Consider the following 18,510-nt stretch of genomic DNA (forward strand, 5'->3'; position numbering starts at 1 on the left):
CGGCCGCATCGTGTGGCACATGACGCACGACCTGGTGACCACCCTGCGCCCGCTCCTCACCGCGGAGGCCGCCGCCGAGGCCCATGCCACCGGAACCGAGCCCGGCGACCTCGAACAGGCGGTCTGGCTCCGTCTGCTGGAGCGCCTGGCGACGGACGGTCCGCCCCCCGACCCCCATGGCTGGCTGCGCGGGGCCGTCCGTGCCGAGGCCCGCCGCACCCGCCGTACGGCCCGCAGGGAACAGCCCTACGGGAGCGATCCCGCCGACGACAGCGAGCGCGGCCCCGAGCAACTGGCGCTCACCGCCGCACGGCACCGCGCCCTGAGGCAGGCGGTGCACCGGCTGCCCGGCCGCTGCTCCCGCATCCTCCAAGCGCTCCTGTCGCCCCGGGACCTCACCTACCGCGAGATCGCGGGGGAGTTGGGTATCTCACAGGGCAGCCTCGGACCGGAACGTGCCAGATGTCTGGGATGTCTGCGGCGATTGCTGGCGCCGGAGGTTGCGGCCCGTCAAGCGCGGGGATAGGAGTGAAGGACCACAGGCGATCAGGTGAGCGGGAGGCGTGCGCACATGGGCATGAGCGTGACCATCTCGGTGGCGACCGAGCAGGATGCCGAGCAGATCTTCAGATTGCAGTACCTGTGCTTCCAGAGGGAAGCCGCGCTGTACGCCAACTACCGCATCGCCCCGCTCGTCCAGAGCCTCGACTCGGTCCGGCAGGAGCTCGTCACCGACTGTGTCTTCGTGGCCCGCCTGGGCGACGAGGTGGTCGGCTCGGTGAGAGGCAGCCTGACGGAGGACGGCGCCGCCGCCATCGGCAAGCTCTGCGTCCACCCGCGTCTCCAGGGGCACGGCATCGGCGCGCGACTGCTCCGCGCGGCCGAGGCGGCGCTGGCGGAGGAGCGCGGCGCCAAGAAGTTCCGCCTGTTCACCGGTCACCGCAGCGAGGGCAACCTCCGCCTCTACCGTCGGGTCGGCTACGAGACGGTCGGCACGTCGCAGGGCACGGACGGCGTACCGATGATCGTCCTCGAGAAACAGGCGGGGGAATACGCGGCTACCGCGTAGCCGTACGGGACTTCCGCAGCCAGTACAGCGCCGACAGCGGCAGCAGCACCGGGATGAACACGTACCCCATCCCGTACTCGGACCACACGGTCGAGTCCGGGAAGGCCGACGGCTCCACCAGGGTCCAGGTGCCCACGATCAGCACCCCCGCCAGCTCGGCGGCGCAGCACACCTGCGCCGCCCTGCGGGCCCTCTCGCCACCCCGTACGAGCGAGTACGTGATGAACCCGTACACCACGCCCGCCACCGCCGACAGCGTGTACGCCAGCGGTGCCCGGTCGAAATCGGTCGCGATCTGGTACACCGACCGCGACACGGCCCCGACCACCATCACGCCGTAGAACCACACCAGCAGGATCCCGGGCCCGCTGATGAGCCGGTCCGGTTCGTCCTCCACCGGTGTCATCTCAGCCTCCCCAGATGTCGTAGAGCCGCACTTCGAGCACGGCGAGCACCACACCGCCCGCGGCGGCCGTCACCGAACCCCAGCGGGTCCGCTCGGACAGCGACATGAACCCCGCCGCCGGAACGCACGCGAACGCGCCGAGCAGATACGCCACGAAGATCGTCGTACCCTGCGCCGGCTTTTCGCCCCGGGCCAGCTGCACGACCCCGACCACCAGCTGGACCGCGGCCAGCAGGGAGACCACGGCCATCCCGATGAAGTGCCAGTCCTTCGTCGGCTGGTCGCGGTAGGCGGCCCAGCCGCACCAGGCGGCGAGCAGCAACGCGGCGACGCCGGTCACCAGCGTCAGGGCATCAAGCATGCAGCGACCCTATTACGGCGGAATCGGCTTCCCGCGATCGGCCCCGGCCCCGGCGCGAGGGCACGGCGCGGGGTCCCCGAGCGGGTCCGGCACCGCCGGGTCCCCGGGTCCGGCGATCGTGGTGTCGACCACAGCCTGCCCCTCATGCCCGCACGGCGGTCTCCTCGCGGCGTCGGCCCCCTCCGCCTTGTCGGTGCTGGTCACGGGCGGGGGCGTGCCGGTCGCCGTACGAGGCCGGGGGGAACCCGACGGCTGTCCGCGGCTGTCCACGGCTGTCCACCATCCGGACAGCGGTGTCTTGGTCAGGACCGTACTTCTGCTTTACTGATGCTCATGACCACGACGAGCAGCCGCACCCTTGCGACCGAGGCGACCATGACGCCCGGTGCTCGTTGTACGTGTCGAATGTGCGCCTTCTAGAGGGCCCCCGCACCACACCCGAGCTCGCGCCCCGAAGCGAGACGCCGTGGCACGTCCGTACGCCGCATGCCCGCCGTACGTGACGCAAGCCGCGCCCCGCGCACATGTTTCTCCCCGGTTCCACGCCATGGCGAGAACCGTGTCGCGTCCTGACAGCCCGCACCCGTGCGCCCGGGCACACCCACGCCCGCGCACTCGACAGCGACGGAAACCCACGTGATCACCACCACGGGCCTCACCAAGGTCTACCGCTCGCGCGGCCGTGACGTCACCGCCCTCGACGGCGTCGACCTCCACGTCCGCGAAGGCGAGGTGTACGGCGTCATCGGCCAGTCCGGCGCCGGCAAGTCCTCGCTCATCCGCTGCGTCAACCTCCTGGAACGACCCACTGCCGGCACGGTCACCGTCGCCGGACAGGACCTCACCGCGCTCGCCGGGCGCGGGCCCCGCGCCGGCAGGGAGCTGCGGCAGGCGCGCAGCCGGATCGGGATGGTCTTCCAGCACTTCAACCTGCTGTCCTCGCGGACCGTGCGGGACAACGTGGAACTGCCCCTCGAGATCCTCGGCGTCTCAGGGCAGGAACGTTCCCGCAAGGCGCTGGAGCTGCTCGACCTGGTCGGCCTCGCCGACAAGGCGAAGTCCTTCCCGGCCCAGCTCTCCGGCGGTCAGAAGCAGCGCGTCGGCATCGCCCGCGCGCTCGCAGGCGACCCCAAGGTGCTGCTCTCCGACGAGGCCACCAGCGCACTCGACCCGGAGACCACCCGCTCCATCCTCCAGCTGCTGCGCGACCTGAACCGGCAGCTCGGCCTGACCGTCCTGCTGATCACCCACGAGATGGACGTGGTGAAGTCGGTCTGCGACTCCGCCGCGCTGATGGAGAACGGCCGGGTCGTCGAGTCCGGCACGGTGAGCGAGCTGCTCGCGACCCCGGGCTCCGAGCTCGCCGACGCGCTGTTCCCGGTCGGCGGCCACGCGACCGGCGAGGACCGCACCGTCGTCGACGTCACCTTCCACGGCGAGGCCGCCACCCGCCCCGTCATCTCGCAGCTGTCGCGCACCTACAACATCGACATCTCGATCCTCGGCGCCGCCATCGACACCGTCGGCGGACTCCAGGTCGGCCGGATGCGCATCGAACTGCCCGGCCGCTACGAGGACAACGTCGTGCCGATCGGCTTCCTGCGCGAACAGGGCCTCCGGATCGACGTCGTGAAGAACACCGCCCACCAGTCCGCGCTGCTCAAGGAGGGCGCCCAGTGACCTGGTCCCAGATGCAGCCCCTGCTGTCCCAGGCGTGTTGGGACACCCTCTACATGGTCGGCTGGTCCACGCTCATCGCCGTCGTGGGCGGCCTCCCGCTCGGCGTGCTGCTGGTCCTGACCGACCGGGGCGGCCTGTTGCAGAACCTGGTCGCGAACAGGGTGATCGGGCAGATGGTGAACGTCGCCCGCTCGCTGCCCTTCATCATCCTCATGGTCGCGCTGATGGACTTCACCCGCACGATCACCGGAACGACCATCGGCCGCGAGGCAGCGATCGTGCCCCTCGCCATCGGGGCCATCCCGTTCTTCGCCCGACTCGTCGAGACGGCTGTCCGTGAAGTGGACGGCGGACTCGTCGAGGCCGTGCAGGCGATGGGCGGTAACACCTGGACGATCGTGCGCAAGGTCCTGGTGCCGGAGTCCCTGCCCTCGCTCATCGCCAGCACCACGACCACGATCGTCGCCCTCATCGGCTACTCCGCCATGGCCGGCACGGTCGGCGCCGGAGGACTCGGCGACATCGCCATCCGCTACGGCTACCAGCGTTTCGAGACCGAGCTGATGTGGATCACCGTGGCGATCCTCGCCGTCGTCATCTCGCTGATCCAGTTCGCCGGCGACCACGCGGCCCGCTCCCTGCACCGCCGTGGAGGCCGCTCGGGCCCCGCGCCGAAGCTCCGCCTCCTGAAGGCCGAGGAGCCGGCGGCCGCGGACATCAGCAAGGTCGCCTGAGCCCGCCCCGGGCCACCCCACCGACTCCCCGCACACCCCACGCGGGGCCGCAACACCCCTCAGGAAAGGCACTTTTCGTGCGTAACACCGCCAAGGTCACCACTGCCGCCCTCGCCGCCGGAGCCCTCACCCTCGGACTCACCGCCTGCGGCTCGGACAAGAACTCCGCCTCCGACACCAGCGGCCCGCTGGTCGTCGCCGCGAGCCCGACCCCGCACGCCGAGATCCTGGACTTCGTCAAGGACAACCTGGCGAAGAAGGCGGGACTCGACCTCGAGGTCAAGGAATTCACCGACTACGTCACGCCGAACACGGCGACGGAGGACGGCTCGGTGGGTGCCAACTACTTCCAGAACCAGCCGTACCTCGACGACTTCAACAAGAAGAACGGCACCCACATCGTGCCCGTCGTCACCGTCCACCTGGAGCCGCTCGGCCTCTACTCCCACAAGGCCAAGAGCGCCGACGCCCTCAAGAGCGGCGCGACGATCGCCGTCCCGAACGACAGCGTCAACGAGGCCCGCGCCCTCAAGCTGCTCGCCGCGAACAAGCTCATCACGCTCAAGGACGGCGTGGGCAACGCGGCCACCCCCGCGGACATCACCGACAACCCGAAGAAGCTCCAGTTCAAGGAGCTGGAGGCGGCCCAGACGCCGCGCTCCCTGGACGACGTGGACGCCGCCGTCATCAACGGCAACTACGCCATCGAGGCCGACCTCGAGCCCGCGTCGGACGCCCTCGTCCTGGAGTCCGCCAAGGACAACCCGTACGGCAACTTCCTCGCCGTCAAGGACGGCGACGAGAACGACCCGCGGGTGAAGAAGCTCGCCGCTCTCCTCACCTCCGCCGAGGTCAAGAAGTTCATCCAGGACAAGTACGCCGGTTCCGTCATCGCCTCGTTCTGAACCCACCCGCCGACCGGGAAACCGGTGACCGCGCACGGGGTCCGCACCGTCACCCGGTGTGGCCCCCGTGGTGTGGTTCCGGCTCACATGCTGCATGCTGGGCAGTTCAGCGGGCCCTGACGGGCCGGCAGGTCACACCCCGAAGTATCGAAGGTTACGGAGCGGCGCATGGCAAGCACCTTCCCCACCATCTCCATCAGCACGGAGCGGTTGGTGCTGCGTCCCCTCGACGAGGACGACGTGCCCGCCCTGGCCGACATGATGAACGACGAGCAGGTCGGGGCCTGGACCGCCGCGCCCCAGCCCTACAGCGAGGCCGCCGCCCGCCGCTGGATCACCGAGTACGCGCCCGCCGAACGCACCGCGGGCCGCGGCCTGGACCTCGCCGTCACCGAGTTCCTCACCCAGCGTCTGGTGGGCGTCGTCCAACTCGCCAAGACCGACTGGCACGTCCGCTCCACCGAACTGTCGTACATCATCGCGCCCTGGGCGCGCGGCGAGGGCTACGCCTCCGAGGCGGCGCTGGCCACCGCCCAATGGCTGCTCAACGAGCAGAAGTTGGAGCGCATCGAGCTGCGCACGGCCGCCGACAACACCGCCTCCCAGCAGGTCGCGCAGAAGATCGGCTGTATCAGCGAGGGCGTGCTGCGGGGTGCCTGCATAGCGCGCGCCCGCACCGAGGACGGCGCCTGGACCGAGGTGCGCACCGACTACATCGTGTGGAGCCTCCTCCCGGAGGACCTGGAGGGCGCCGGGGAGCACTTCGCGGAAAGCGGCGGTTTCACGTCGTACGCCGACTGGAACTGACCGCCGCGCGCGTGCCACCACCGTTGCCGTGACCCACCGACCAGGTACCCTCACGAAGCCCGCTGCCTGCGTGAACCCCGGGGGAGACTGACGACGATGGCCGACCGCGTCACGGTGATCGGCTGGGACGGCTCGCCGCTGACCGCAGCGGCCCGCTCGGCCCTGGGAGCCGCCACGCTGGTGGCCGGCGCCCCTCACCATCTGGCGCTGCCCGAGGTGCCGCCCGCGGCGGAACGCGTCCGGCTCGGCAGTGTCTCCCTCGCCGCCCGCCGGATCGCCGGCCACCGCGGCAGCGCCGTCGTCCTGGCCGACGGCGACCCCGGCTTCTTCGGCGTCGTACGGACCCTGCGCGCCCCCGAGTTCGGCCTGGAGGTCGAGGTCGTCCCGGCCGTCTCCGCCGTCGCCGCCGCCTTCGCCCGGGCGGGCATGCCCTGGGACGACGCCCACGTGGTCGTCGCACACCGGCGCACCCTGCGCCGCGCGGTGAACGTGTGCCGTGCCCACACCAAGGTCGCCGTTCTCACCTCCCCGGGCGCAGGCCCCGCCGAGCTCGGCCTGCTCATGGAAGGTGTGCACCGCACGTTCGTCGTCTGCGAGGAACTCGGCACCACCCGCGAACAGGTCAGCGTCCTCACCTCCGACAAGGCCGCCGACCACACCTGGCGCGACCCCAACGTCGTCATCGTCATCGGTGGCCCCACCGGACCGGCCGTCTCCGGGGACAGCGGCTGGTTCGCCGGCCGCGACCCGAGCGCCGGCCCGCGCGGCTGGGCCCTGCCCGCCGAGGAGTACGGCGGCGGACTGGGCGAGGGAGAGGCGGAGCTGCTGCGCGCCGCACAACTCGCCCGGCTGGGTCCACGCGTCGGCGACCTCGTCTGGGACATCGGCTGCGGCAGCGGCGCCTTCGCGACCGAGGCGGCGCGGGCCGGTGCCGCCGTCATCGCCGTCGACCGGGACATCGAGGCGTGCGCCCGCACCGACAGCTCCGCGCGCCGCCACGGCGTCCAGCTCCAGATCGTCCACGGCACCGCCCCGCACGTCCTGGAGAACCTGCCCGAACCGGACGTCGTCCGGATCGGCGGCGGGGGAGCGGCCGTGGTCTCCGCGGTCACCGACCGCCGCCCGCAGCGCATCGTCACCCATGCCGGGACCCGCGACGCCGCCGAACTCGTGGGCCGCGACCTGTCCGAACACGGCTACCGCGTCGCGTGCTCCCTCATCCAGTCCGTCGAACTGGACACGCGGGCCTGGACGGAGCGGGAACGCAGTGTCGCGTTCCTCCTCACCGGAGAGATCGTGCGGAGCGCCTCACCCCGCTGAGGTGACGGACGACCGGCCGACCACCGACGCGGGAGCGGCGGTCCCTCCCGGGGAGCGGCGAGGGCCCGGGGTGCGACGAGGGCCCGGGCGACCCGGCCGGGCCGTTCGCCGGCCCCAAGACCGGGCCACGGCCTGGTCTTTCCGAGTATCGATCGCGACGCTTTCCGACCGTCGATCGTGACCCCCCGCGCCCAACCCGTGATCCCTTTGTCGTACCGCGCGCGGTAGGCTGGCCGATCGTCGTACCGCTTTCGTTCGCCCGGCACTTCGTCGGTCAATGTCCTGAAAACGCATCCCTTTTGGGGTGGGTGTGGTACGGCAGAACCGGAGGGCGCGCAACGTGGCGCAGTCCACAGCGGGGCGTCGCGGATCAAGCTGTCGCGACGCGACTACGACCGGGACAATGCCACTGAATGGCTTTGTCGCTATTTCGGGCGGGTCGTTCGTGCCGCTGGGCACGGACGCTCGTTCTTCACTGGGGGCGGTCGGTGCGCCGCTCCGGGTGAGCTGGTCGTAGAAGCACTAACCGATGGGCGAGGGGTACGCATGACCGACACCGGCCAGGTTCCGGGCGAGGGACTGCCGGAGAACGCAGGCATGGTGGAACAGCCGGGCGCCCCCGCGCACGGTGCGTACACCTACCTCTCCGAGACCACCGCCGAGGACGAAGACCTGTTGCTGCTGCCGGGCGCCCAGAGCGCATGGGGCAACGAGGTGGCGCCACCTCCCCCGGAGCCGGTGGTCGAGGCGGTGCACGAGCCGGGCCCGCACGAGACGGGCGGCCGTGACAGCGGTTCGGTCGACCTCAGCGGCGTCCGTCTGCCCGGCCCGTCGGCGCCGCAGTCGGCCCCGCGCCGTCCGCTGCACCTCGGTCCGCCGATCCCCGACACCTCCGCCAGTCCGGTCCGCTCACTCGCCGACCGGGGTCCCGCGGGCGCGCCGGTACGACAGGCCGGTCCGACCGCGTCCGGCCCCGAGTACCTCGACGCCCCGCACCTGCGGGATATGCCTCCGCAGGGCGCGGCCCCCTGGGGCGCCGCGCAGGCCACGGCCCAGGTGACCGCCCAGGCGCCGGTCGCGCACGGGGTGACGGCCGCTGAAACGGTTGTTCCGGCGCCCGTCGCCGCACCGCAGCCGCCCGAGCCGGCCGGCGTCGCCCAGGCCGTCGTGGCCCGGGTCGCGACCGAGGCGATCGCCGCGACCGCCCCGCAGGAAGCCCAGGCGGCTGAGGAGGCCCCGGAGACCGAGGGCGCGCCGGATGCACGGGAGACCGAGGCCGCCGGCCACGCCACGGGACCTGACGGCGGGGCGCCGGCGCGTCAGCAGGCCGCCTCGGCCTACGGGGTCGTCGACCCTGGGGAGTTGCTCGGCGCCGCGATGATGGCGGAGGCGGAGCAGGCTTCCGCCGCCGAGGGCGCGGAGCCCGCACAGGACGCGGCCGGCGTTGCCTTCTCCGGCGGCGACGAGAGCCACGGAGAGCACGCCGAAGAGAGCGTCGAAGAGAGCGCTGAGGCGGGCGCCGCGCCGGTCGTCGAACCGCCGGTGGAAGCGGCGCAGATGCCTGAAGCGGCACAGGACGCCGGATCCGCGTACACGGAGCAGCACGACGGCGCCGCCGAGGACACCCTGCCGAGCGAGCCGGTCGCGGCCGAGGTGGCGGAGCCGGCCGGCACTGCGGACACCGCCGAGGTGGCAGAGCCCTCGCAGGTTCCCCGGACGTACTTCGTGGACGCGGCCGTCGCCCAGGCGGCCGAGGCCGCCCAGGCGAGCCCGGCCGAAGAACCACAGCAGCCGGAGTCCCGGCACGCGGAGCTTCAGCAGTCGGAGCTCCAGGGGTTCCAGCAGCCCCACGGCGACACGCCGGCCCAGGGCCCTGAGGCACCCGCCGCGGACACGGTCCCCGCCGCTGAACCCACCTCCGCGTCCCATTCGGCGGAGGTCCCCGGGCTCGCACCCGATCCCACCCCCGCGCCCGGAGCCGCTCAGGCTCACGAGCCCGCGGTGGCGGCGACCCCCGGCGTGTCCGAACCGGCGGCGCCCGTGCGGGAGCCGGCCGCCTCCGCGCCTGAGGCAGGCGCGCCCGGAGCGCCTTTCGCACCGGAGTCCGCAGAGGTCTCCGCGCCGACGCCCGGCTCCGATGCCGATGCCGAGGCCGATGCCGAGGCCGTTCAGGTCGTCGGTGCCTCCGTGGCCCCCGTCGAGGCCGCCCCCGTCGAGCCGACCGCCCAGCCGGCCGACCCCGAGTCCGTCCGGTCGGTGGAATCCGGACCGGAGCAGCTCGGGCAGCCGACCTCTGACGTCGAGTCGGCAACGCGGTCCGAGCGGCCGGCGGAGTCGGAGCCGCAGGCGGAGTCGGTGTCCGGGCCGCCGTCGCAGGCGCAGCCGGCGCCGGCGGTGGAGGACTCGGACGAGCTCGCCACCCCCGTCAGCCACATCGCGGACGCCGCATCCCGCATCGCGGATGCCCCGGCGCCTTCGGAGACGGTTCCGCACCCCGAACCCGAACCCCAGCCCGATCCCGAAGCGGAGACGGCCGCACCCGAGGCCTCAGACCTCACCGAAGTTCCGCAGCCCGCCCCCGCCGTATCCCTTGCGGACCCGGACCCGGACCCGGACCCGGACCCGGACCTGGACCCGGAGTCAGGGCCGGAGCCGACTCCTCAGCCGGAGCCGACTCCTCAGCCGGAGCCGACTCCTCAGCCCGAGCCGACTCCTCAGCCGGAGCCGCCGACAGCGCAGTCACCGGCCTCCGAGTCACCCGCCGAGGCGCCCGCGCCCGCTGCGCCCACGGCAGTCCCCGTGGACGCCTCGGCCGTCCCGCAGCAGGTGCCCGCGCACCCGCAGCCCGTCGAGGCCCCGGTGGCCGTTCCCGCGCCGCCCGCCGAGGCACCCGGCGTGGAACTCCTCTCCACCGCCGTCCCCTCGGCGCAGGCGGACCACGGGGTCGAGCCGGGCCGCGCCGGCCACGCCGACCGGAACGACCTCCCGGAGCCGGCGCACCGGGCGGAGCAGCAGCCCGGCGCCGACCACGCGTCGAGCCGGTCGCTGGGCCGGTTCGTGCAGGTCGAGGGCACGGTACCCTCCACTCCGCACCTCGCCCCGACCCCGCCGCACCCCCAGGTGATTCCCGCAGACGAGCAGGTTCCCGGCACGGCGGCGGAGCAGCCGCAGGCCGTCGAGGGGGACGCCGCGCCGTCCACCGTCACGGTCCCCGCCCCCCGCGGCGCCGACCCCGCTCCCGCCCCGGCGATCCCGGACACGGAGCACGAGACCGACATCGACCCCGACGTCGCACAGAGTCCGGAGGACCTGGAGACCAGGGCCGCCGACCAGGAAGAGAGCCCGGCCGCAGTGGAAGAGGTCCAGGAGTCCACCGGCCCCGCCGCGCCCGCGTACGACGACGCCGAGCGCGAGGCCGTGCTGAAGGTGATGCGCGAGCGCCGGGACATCCGCAACGGCTTCCGCGCCGACCCGATTCCGCACGAGGTGCTGCTGCGCGTCCTGGAGGCCGCGCACACCGCGCCCTCCGTCGGCCACTCGCAGCCGTGGGACTTCGTCGTCATCCGTTCCGCCGACACCCGGCGCGCGATGCACGAGCTGGCGACCCGTCAGCGTGACGCGTACGCGAAGTCGCTGCCGAAGGGCCGCGCGAAGCAGTTCAAGGAACTGAAGATCGAGGCCATCCTCGACACCCCGGTGAACATCGTCGTCACCGCCGACCCGACCCGCGGCGGGCGGCACACCCTCGGCCGCCACACCCAGCCCCAGATGGCTCCGTACTCGTCCGCGCTCGCGGTCGAGAACCTGTGGCTCGCCGCCCGCGCCGAGGGCCTCGGCGTCGGCTGGGTCAGCTTCTTCGACGAGCGGGAGATGGTCCGCGCCCTGGGCCTGCCCGAGCACCTCGAAGTGGTCGCCTACCTCTGTGTCGGCTACGTCGACGAGTTCCCGGACGAGCCCGAGCTGATGCAGGCCGGCTGGGCCAAGCGCCGTCCGCTGTCCTGGGTCGTCCACGAGGAGACGTACGGCCGTCGCGCGCTGCCCGGCGAGGACCCGCACGACCTGCTCGCCGAGACCGTCGCCAGTGTCCGCCCGCTCGACGCCAAGGCGCTCGGCGAGGCCTGGGAGCGCCAGAAGCGCATGACGAAGCCCGCCGGGGCGCTCGGCATGCTGGAGATCATCTCGGCGCAGTTGTCCGGCCTGTCCCGCCAGTGCCCGCCGCCGATCCCGGAGCCCGCGGCCGTCGCGATCTTCGCCGGCGACCACGGCGTGCACGCGCAGGGGGTGACCCCGTGGCCGCAGGAGGTGACGGCCCAGATGGTCGCCAACTTCCTCGGCGGGGGAGCGGTCTGCAACGCCTTCGCCACCCAGGTGGGCGCCGAGGTGTGCGTGGTGGACGTGGGCGTCGCCGCCGACCTCCCCTCGACCCCCGGTCTCCTGCCGCGCAAGATCCGCGCGGGCACGTCCGACATGACCACCGGCCCCGCGATGACCCGCGAGGAGGCCAAGCAGGCCATCGAGGTCGGCATCGAGACCGCCCGCGACCTGGTCGCCGCCGGCAACAAGGCCCTGCTCACGGGCGAGATGGGCATCGCGAACACCACGGCGTCCGCCGCCCTCATCTCGGTCTTCACGGGCGCGGACCCGGCCGAGGTCACCGGCCGCGGCACCGGGATCAACGACGAGACGCTCGCCCGTAAGACCGAGGTCGTGCGCCGCGCCCTGGAGGTCCACCAGCCGGACCCGGCCGACCCCATCGGCGTCCTGGCGGCGATCGGCGGCTTCGAACACGCGGCCATGGTCGGCCTGCTCCTCGGCGGCGCCTCCCTGCGTACGCCGGTGATCCTGGACGGCGTCAGTGCCGGCGCCGCCGCCCTGGTCGCCCGCGCCATCGCACCCGAGGTCCTCGCGGCCTGCATCGCGGGCCACCGCAGCGCCGAACCCGGCCATGTGGCCGCTCTGAACAAGCTGGGCCTGCGACCCCTGGTCGACCTCGACCTCCGCCTCGGCGAGGGAACGGGCGCCCTGCTCGCCCTGCCGCTGGTGCAGAGCACGGCCCGCGCCATGCACGAGGTGGCCACGTTCGATTCGGCGGGTGTGACCGAGAAGTAGGGCCCGCTCGGGGGCCGGCGGGCACGCGCTTGTGCTGCCCCCGGCCCCGCCCCATGCTGAATCCACCTCTAAAATGCGCACGTCAGGGCCGCTCCAGAGCCGCAGCGCCCACCTCCTGCTCTCTGCCCGTACGAGGAGCCGCACCCTCATGGCCGAACACCCCGCCTACCCCGTAGGTCTTCGCCTCGCCGGCCGCCGGGTCGTCGTCCTCGGCGGCGGCCAGGTCGCCCAGCGTCGGCTGCCCGCGCTGATCGCGGCAGGCGCCGACGTCCACCTCGTGTCCCCCGAGGCGACGCCCTCGGTGGAAGCGATGGCCGACACGGGCGAGATCACCTGGTCGAGGCGCCCGTACGCCGACGGCGACCTCGCCGAGGCCTGGTACGCACTCATCGCCACGAGTGACGCCGAGGCGAACGGCCGGGCCTCCGCGGAGGCCGAGGCGCACCGCGTCTGGTGCGTCCGCTCCGACGACGCCGACCGGGCCACCGCCTGGACCCCGGCGACCGGCCACAGCGAAGGGGTGACGGTGGCCGTGCTCACCACCGACGCCCGCGGCCGCGACCCACGCCACACCGCGGCCATCCGCGACGCGGTCGTCGAGGGCCTGCGCGACGGCACGCTCGTCGCCCCGCACCACCGCACCCGCACTCCCGGGGTCGCGCTGGTCGGCGGCGGTCCCGGCGACCCGGATCTGATCACGGTCCGCGGGCGCCGTCTCCTCGCCGAGGCGGACGTCGTCATCGCCGACCGACTCGGCCCGCGCGACCTGCTGGCCGAACTCCCCCCGCATGTCGAGGTGATCGACGCGGCGAAGATCCCCTACGGCCGGTACATGGCGCAGGAGGCCATCAACAACGCGCTGATCGAGCATGCCAAGCAGGGCAAGTCGGTCGTCCGCCTCAAGGGCGGCGATCCGTATGTCTTCGGCCGCGGGATGGAGGAGCTCCAGGCCCTCGCCGAGGCGGGTATCGCCTGCACGGTCGTGCCGGGCATCTCCAGCTCGATCTCGGTGCCGGGCGCGGCGGGCATCCCGGTCACCCACCGGGGCGTCGCCCACGAGTTCACGGTGGTCAGCGGGCATGTCGCCCCCGACGACGAGCGTTCCCTGGTCGACTGGCCCTCCCTGGCGAAGCTGACCGGCACGCTGGTGATCCTCATGGGCGTCGACAAGATCGGGAAGATCGCCGAGACGCTCGTCGCGCACGGCAAGTCGCCCGACACCCCGGTCGCCCTCGTCCAGGAGGGCACGACGGCCGCCCAGCGCCGGGTCGACGCGACCCTCGCGACGGTCGCCGAGGAGGTCCGCGTCCAGGAGGTCAGGCCCCCGGCGGTGATCGTCGTCGGCGCGGTCGTCGCCGTCGGCTCGCGGACCTCCGAGTAACCGCCGGTAACACAACCGTTCCGAGCCGTTGGCACCACACCCAGGACAAGGCAGTATCACCCTGTGGCCGATCTCATCACCGTTGAGGACCCCGACGACCCGCGCCTGCGCGACTACACCGGCCTGACCGACGTCGAGCTGCGCCGCAAGCGCGAGCCCGCCGAGGGCCTGTTCATCGCCGAGGGCGAGAAGGTCATCCGCCGGGCCAAGGACGCCGGGTACGAGATGCGCTCGATGCTGCTCTCCGCCAAATGGGTCGACGTCATGCGCGACGTCATCGACGAGCTCCCGGCACCGGTCTACGCCGTCAGCCCGGAGCTCGCCGAGCGGGTCACCGGCTACCACGTCCACCGGGGCGCGCTGGCCTCGATGCAGCGCAAGCCGCTGCCGGACGCCGCCGAACTCCTCGTGACCGCCCGCCGGCCCGTCGTCCTCGGGGACCCCCAGGACGGCGCGGGCGAGCGCGTCGCGATCTTCGAGGGATTCGTCGATCACGCGAATCTCGGTGCGGCCTTCCGCAGTGCCGCCGCGCTCGGCATCAAGGCGATCCTGCTGTCACCGGACTGCGCGGACCCCCTCTACCGACGGGCGATCAAGGTGTCGATGGGCGCCGTCTTCTCGGTCCCCTACGCCCGTTTCGAGGCATGGCCTGCGGGACTCGACGTCGTGCGCGACGCCGGGTACGACATCCTCGCCATGACCCCGGACGAGAAGGCGACCCCCCTCGACAAGCTGCACCCTGAGCGCTTCGACCGGTGCGCCATCATGCTCGGGTCCGAGGGGCACGGGCTGTCCACGTACGCGCTGCGGGCCGCGGACGAATGGGTGCGCATCCCCATGTCCGCCGGGATCGACTCCCTCAACGTGGCGGCCGCTTCCGCCGTGGCGTTCTACGCGACCAGGCCGAGGCCCGCCTGAGCGACGTGCCCGGGGCGGAGCCGGTGAGGGCCGCGGGGCGCGCGTGCGGCCCTCGCCCCGCGGCCTCGGCGGTCAGCGGTGGTGGCACTCCCAGTGCCCCTTGACCCAGTGGTTCTCCCAGTGGCCGGGCACGTGGACCCACTTGTAGGAGTAGTGGTGCTCCCAGTGGCCGTGGTGCCAGATCTTGTGATCGACCCGCTTCTTCTCCCAGTGGCCCTTCACCCACTTCTTCTCCCAGTGCCCCTTCACCCAGTGGCAGTGGCCGTCGTGGCCGGTCACCACACTCGCGGCGGACGCGGGAGCGGGAGCGGCGGTCGCCGCGCCGGACATACCGAGCACGGCCCCTCCGGCCAGCAGGCCCGTCGCGGCGGCGCCGGCCACCAGACGCCGGGCTCTCAGGAAAGCGGTCATCGGACACATCTCCCTCGAAGATCAGCGAAGAGCACGTTCGACGAGGTGACGCCCTTCCCCGCCCCGGTCGCGCCGGTCGCGCGCCGACGTACGGAAGGGGGACCGTCTCCCGTCTCGCTGTGCCGGACGCGGGGGATTCGGACCCGACGGCCGCACGGATGACCGGAGAGCCGGAAAAAATCGTCGAGGCCCTTTCCGGGGCTGTGACCGACCGTGCCGGAACACGCCGGGCGCCGCTCGCCCGCCCGGGTGACAACCTGCGGCTTTCCGTGTGCACCACCGAGGCATCCGCGTGCCCTGCGGCTACGAATTCCCCGCGAGACGAAAGCGGTCCCGGACGAGTCGTGAGGGAGCGGTCAGTGCCGCACAGCTTCGATCCGCATGCCCGGGTGGAGGGTCTGCTGGCTCGTGTGGCCGGTGGCGACCAGGACGCCTTCACCGGCGTGTACGACGCGCTGTCCGGCAGCGTGATGGGACTGGCCTGCCGGATCCTGCGGGATGTCGCCCAGGCGGAGGAGGTGACCCAGGAGGTCATGATCGAGGTCTGGCGCACGGCGGACCGCTACCGCCCGGAGCGGGGAACGGCGAAGGCATGGGTGCTCACCGTGGCGCATCGGCGGGCGGTGGACCGGGTCCGCTCCGCCCAGGCGGGCGCGGAACGCGAGCAGCGTACGGGTGTCCTCGAGCCGGAGCGGCCCTTCGACGAGGTGGCCGAGACCGTCGAGGACCATGACGAGCAGCGGCGGCTCCACCGCTGTCTCACCTCGCTGTCCCGCAAGGAGCGGGTGCCGCTGATCCTCGCCTACTACCAGGGGCTGACCTGCCTCGAGGTCGCGCACGCTCTCTCCACCCCCGAAGGCACGGTGAAGTCCCGCATGCGCGCGGGCCTGCGGCGACTGCGGGCCTGTCTGGAGACCGGCACATGACCCCCGGGGAAGACCCTCACCAGGCCGTCGGCGCGTATGTCCTGCACGCCCTGTCGCCCACGGAGGAGACCGCGTTCGAGAACCATCTCGCCGGTTGCGACGCGTGCCGCCGGGAGGCCGCGCACCTCCTGGAGACCACCGCTCGCCTCGGGGGCTCGGCGCGGAGCGTCCCGGTCACCTCGCAGGCACGCGCCCGCACCCTCGACACCGTCGCCCGCACCCGTCAGGACCGGGCGCCGCAGCGCCCGCGCGCCCCCGGACAGCGGCTGCTGCGCTGCGCGCTCGCCGTGAGCATCGCGGCCGCCGCGGCACTCGGCGGAGTCGCGGTCCACCAGCACACCGAGGCCGACGACGCGCGGACCCGGGCGGCGCGTGCCGAGCAGCGGGCCGCCACCGCGAGCGCCGTGATCACCGAGGTCCTCACCGCCTCCGACGCCACCGTCCACACCGCGAGGCTCACCGACGGGACGCCCGCGGCCGTGGTCGTCTCCCGCGCCCGGGAACACGCGGTCTTCGCCGCCCATGACCTGCCCGTGCTGACCGGCGGCAAGGTCTACGAGCTCTGGTACGCGGCCGAGGCGGGCGGTCTCCGCCCGGCGGGCTTGCTGACCGGCGGCACGGCGAACGACTCCCGGGTCCTGAAGGGCGCCCCCGCCGGGGCCGTCGCCGTGGGGATAACGGTCGAACCGGCCGGCGGCTCACCCCAGCCCACCACCCGGCCCCTCGGCATCATCCCCATCGCGGCCTGACCGGCGTCCTGCGCGGCGCCCGCAGGCGCTGTCCCGGGTCAGTCCCCGAGCGGGTCGCCCGGCTGCGGCCGCGGGTACTGCTGCTCATGCCGTACGACGCCGTCCGGGCCGCCGAGCCCGCGCGCGGGACCCTCGCAGCCCTGGACGACGGCGATGCCGAGCGCGACGAGCAGGGTCACGACGACGAACACGAACAGCCGCTGGCGCAGCAGCCGCGGGTTGGCGGGCCGCCGTCCGGACCCCGTGGCCCTCGGCCCCGGACGCCCGGCCCCGCCGCGGGACACCGGCCGGCCGCCGCCACCGGAACGGGTGTTGCGCGAGGCGGGAGCAGGCCGGGTCCCGGATCGTGACGACGAGGCGCCCCCGGCGCGTGCGGTGCCGCTGCCGCGAGCCGGCGCAGCGCCCCGCGGAGGAACCGGACCGCGCGAGGAAGGCGCCCCGCCCCTCGGCGGTGGAGTGCCGGGCCCGGACTGGTGGCGCAGCGTGCGCTCGGGGTGGCCGGGGTCGGAGAGCCGGCCCGTGGGACGGTCCGCCTCGGCCGCCCGCGGCGCCGGGGGGCGCGCGTCCGCCAGCCCTTGGGCCTCCCGGGTCGCGATCTCCTTCAGACGCAGTGAGAGATCGAGGGTGCTGGGCCGTTCCTCGGGATCCTTCGCCAGACAGGCCCGCACCAGCGGGGCCAGCGCGTCCGGTACGCCGTGCAGCTGCGGCTCCTCGTGCACCACGCGGTACAGCATCACCTCGGAACTGCCGTGCCCGAAGGGGGAGTCGGCGGTGGAGGCGTAGGCGAGCGTGGCGCCGAGCGAGAACACGTCCGTGGCCGGGGTGACCAGGGCCCCGCGCACCTGCTCCGGCGCGAGGAACCCGGGAGAGCCGACCGCCGTACCCACGTGCGTCAGGGTGGAGGCGCCCGTCGCCCAGGCGATCCCGAAGTCGATGATCCGCGGGCCTTTGGGGGAGAGCAGGATGTTCGAGGGCTTCAGGTCGCGGTGCACGACCCCGGCCTCGTGGACGGCGACGAGCCCCTCCGACAGCGCGGCCCCGATCGAGGCCAGTTCGGCGGCCCCGAGCGGCCCCTCGTCGTTGACCTTGTCGTGGAGGGAGGGGCCGGGCACGTACTGGGTGGCGAACCAGGGCCGGTCGGCGTCCAGATCCGCCGCGACCAGCCGCGCCGTGCATCCGCCCCGGATCCGGCGGGCGGCGGACACCTCGCGCGCGAACCGCGACCGGAACTCCTGGTCCTCCGCCAGATCGGGCCGGATCACCTTGAGCGCGACCCGCTGGCCCTTCTTGTCGGAGCCCAGATAGACGACGCCCATACCGCCCGCGCCGAGCCGTCGGTGAAGCCTGAACGAGCCGACGACGCGCGGGTCCTCGCGCCTCAGGCGCATCATCGCCATGTTCATCCCCGCTGCCCGGTCCGTGTGACGTGGCACAGCTTACGTTTCCACGGCCGTTCGCGCGCAGAGGCCGCGCCCTCTCGTACCGATCGATTGTCCGGGCCCTCTGACGGACTTGAAGGGTGGTCAGGAAGCCTGCGGGCAGGCCCGCCTTGGCCTTCCGAAAGGCTCAACCACCTCTCCCGGGAGGTGGGTTGGGCCCGCCTCGGGTGACCGGGCCGAGAGCCGCGCCGATGCCGGCGGCACGACGCGCACCCATGAGCCGATGGCCGGCCGGGCACGTCGCCGAGCGGCGACGGGGGCCGGGCGCAGGGCGGTGGAGTGAGTGAAGTCACGC

General features: G+C 73.1%; 16 protein-coding genes. 12 read left to right on the forward strand and 4 right to left on the reverse strand.

Annotation, left to right across the window (positions count from 1 at the left end; all coding sequences use genetic code 11):
* Positions 1 to 19 precede the first annotated feature (19 nt).
* Both OHS71_RS33005 and OHS71_RS33010 read left to right on the forward strand, forming a co-directional pair.
* Entirely contained in the window at positions 20 to 526 is a 507-nt protein-coding gene (locus OHS71_RS33005; protein ID WP_328482978.1) for a sigma-70 family RNA polymerase sigma factor, read from the forward strand.
* A 45-nt stretch (positions 527 to 571) separates the two neighbouring features.
* A complete protein-coding gene (locus OHS71_RS33010; RefSeq protein ID WP_328482979.1) occupies positions 572 to 1,069 on the forward strand; it encodes a GNAT family N-acetyltransferase in 498 nt (165 codons plus the stop codon).
* Here OHS71_RS33010 and OHS71_RS33015 read toward each other — a convergent pair.
* Entirely contained in the window at positions 1,059 to 1,475 is a 417-nt protein-coding gene (locus tag OHS71_RS33015) for a hypothetical protein (RefSeq protein WP_328482980.1), read from the reverse strand. The genes OHS71_RS33010 and OHS71_RS33015 overlap by 11 nt on opposite strands.
* 1 nt (position 1,476) lies before the next feature.
* Positions 1,477 to 1,836, reverse strand: coding sequence for a hypothetical protein (locus OHS71_RS33020; RefSeq protein ID WP_328482981.1), 360 nt, complete (start codon positions 1,834 to 1,836; stop codon positions 1,477 to 1,479).
* A 636-nt stretch (positions 1,837 to 2,472) separates the two neighbouring features.
* Between OHS71_RS33020 and OHS71_RS33025 the strand changes: the two genes are divergently transcribed.
* From OHS71_RS33025 to OHS71_RS33060, 8 genes are all read left to right on the forward strand, one after another.
* Complete coding sequence (locus OHS71_RS33025) at positions 2,473 to 3,516, forward strand: methionine ABC transporter ATP-binding protein (protein ID WP_328482982.1); 1,044 nt, start codon at positions 2,473 to 2,475, stop codon at positions 3,514 to 3,516.
* Positions 3,513 to 4,250 (forward strand): methionine ABC transporter permease, encoded by a 738-nt coding sequence (locus OHS71_RS33030; protein ID WP_328482983.1) that lies wholly within the window; start codon positions 3,513 to 3,515, stop codon positions 4,248 to 4,250. Before OHS71_RS33025 ends, OHS71_RS33030 begins: the two co-directional genes overlap by 4 nt.
* 77 nt (positions 4,251 to 4,327) lie before the next feature.
* A complete protein-coding gene (locus tag OHS71_RS33035) occupies positions 4,328 to 5,155 on the forward strand; it encodes a MetQ/NlpA family ABC transporter substrate-binding protein (protein ID WP_328482984.1) in 828 nt (275 codons plus the stop codon).
* A 168-nt stretch (positions 5,156 to 5,323) separates the two neighbouring features.
* Positions 5,324 to 5,962, forward strand: coding sequence for a GNAT family N-acetyltransferase (locus OHS71_RS33040; RefSeq protein ID WP_328482985.1), 639 nt, complete (start codon positions 5,324 to 5,326; stop codon positions 5,960 to 5,962).
* Positions 5,963 to 6,058: 96 nt separating this feature from the next.
* Positions 6,059 to 7,282, forward strand: coding sequence for a precorrin-6y C5,15-methyltransferase (decarboxylating) subunit CbiE (gene cbiE, locus OHS71_RS33045; RefSeq protein WP_328482986.1), 1,224 nt, complete (start codon positions 6,059 to 6,061; stop codon positions 7,280 to 7,282).
* 546 nt (positions 7,283 to 7,828) lie between these two features.
* Complete coding sequence (gene cobT / locus OHS71_RS33050; protein WP_328482987.1) at positions 7,829 to 12,391, forward strand: nicotinate-nucleotide--dimethylbenzimidazole phosphoribosyltransferase; 4,563 nt, start codon at positions 7,829 to 7,831, stop codon at positions 12,389 to 12,391.
* A gap of 148 nt (positions 12,392 to 12,539) precedes the next feature.
* On the forward strand, positions 12,540 to 13,772 hold the full coding sequence (cobA, locus tag OHS71_RS33055; RefSeq protein ID WP_328482988.1) for a uroporphyrinogen-III C-methyltransferase: 1,233 nt from the start codon (positions 12,540 to 12,542) through the stop codon (positions 13,770 to 13,772).
* Positions 13,773 to 13,835: 63 nt separating this feature from the next.
* Positions 13,836 to 14,690: a TrmH family RNA methyltransferase gene (locus OHS71_RS33060; RefSeq protein ID WP_328482989.1), complete on the forward strand. Its 855-nt coding sequence runs from the start codon at positions 13,836 to 13,838 to the stop codon at positions 14,688 to 14,690.
* Positions 14,691 to 14,762: 72 nt separating this feature from the next.
* Here the strand turns inward: OHS71_RS33060 and OHS71_RS33065 are convergent, their stop codons facing one another.
* Positions 14,763 to 15,101, reverse strand: a complete 339-nt coding sequence (locus OHS71_RS33065; RefSeq protein WP_328482990.1) for a hypothetical protein — start codon at positions 15,099 to 15,101, stop codon at positions 14,763 to 14,765.
* A gap of 359 nt (positions 15,102 to 15,460) precedes the next feature.
* Here OHS71_RS33065 and sigK point away from each other — a divergent pair, with 359 nt between their 5' ends.
* Positions 15,461 to 16,027 (forward strand): ECF RNA polymerase sigma factor SigK, encoded by a 567-nt coding sequence (sigK, locus tag OHS71_RS33070; protein ID WP_328482991.1) that lies wholly within the window; start codon positions 15,461 to 15,463, stop codon positions 16,025 to 16,027.
* On the forward strand, positions 16,024 to 16,776 hold the full coding sequence (locus tag OHS71_RS33075) for an anti-sigma factor (RefSeq protein ID WP_328482992.1): 753 nt from the start codon (positions 16,024 to 16,026) through the stop codon (positions 16,774 to 16,776). The genes sigK and OHS71_RS33075 overlap by 4 nt, the downstream gene beginning before the upstream one ends.
* Before the next feature lie 38 nt (positions 16,777 to 16,814).
* On the opposite strand, the gene OHS71_RS33080 is transcribed toward OHS71_RS33075, so the two are convergent.
* Positions 16,815 to 18,179, reverse strand: coding sequence for a serine/threonine-protein kinase (locus OHS71_RS33080; protein WP_328484721.1), 1,365 nt, complete (start codon positions 18,177 to 18,179; stop codon positions 16,815 to 16,817).
* Positions 18,180 to 18,510 lie beyond the last annotated feature (331 nt).

The organism is Streptomyces sp. NBC_00377 (assembly GCF_036075115.1).
Taxonomy (GTDB): Bacteria; Actinomycetota; Actinomycetes; order Streptomycetales; family Streptomycetaceae; genus Streptomyces.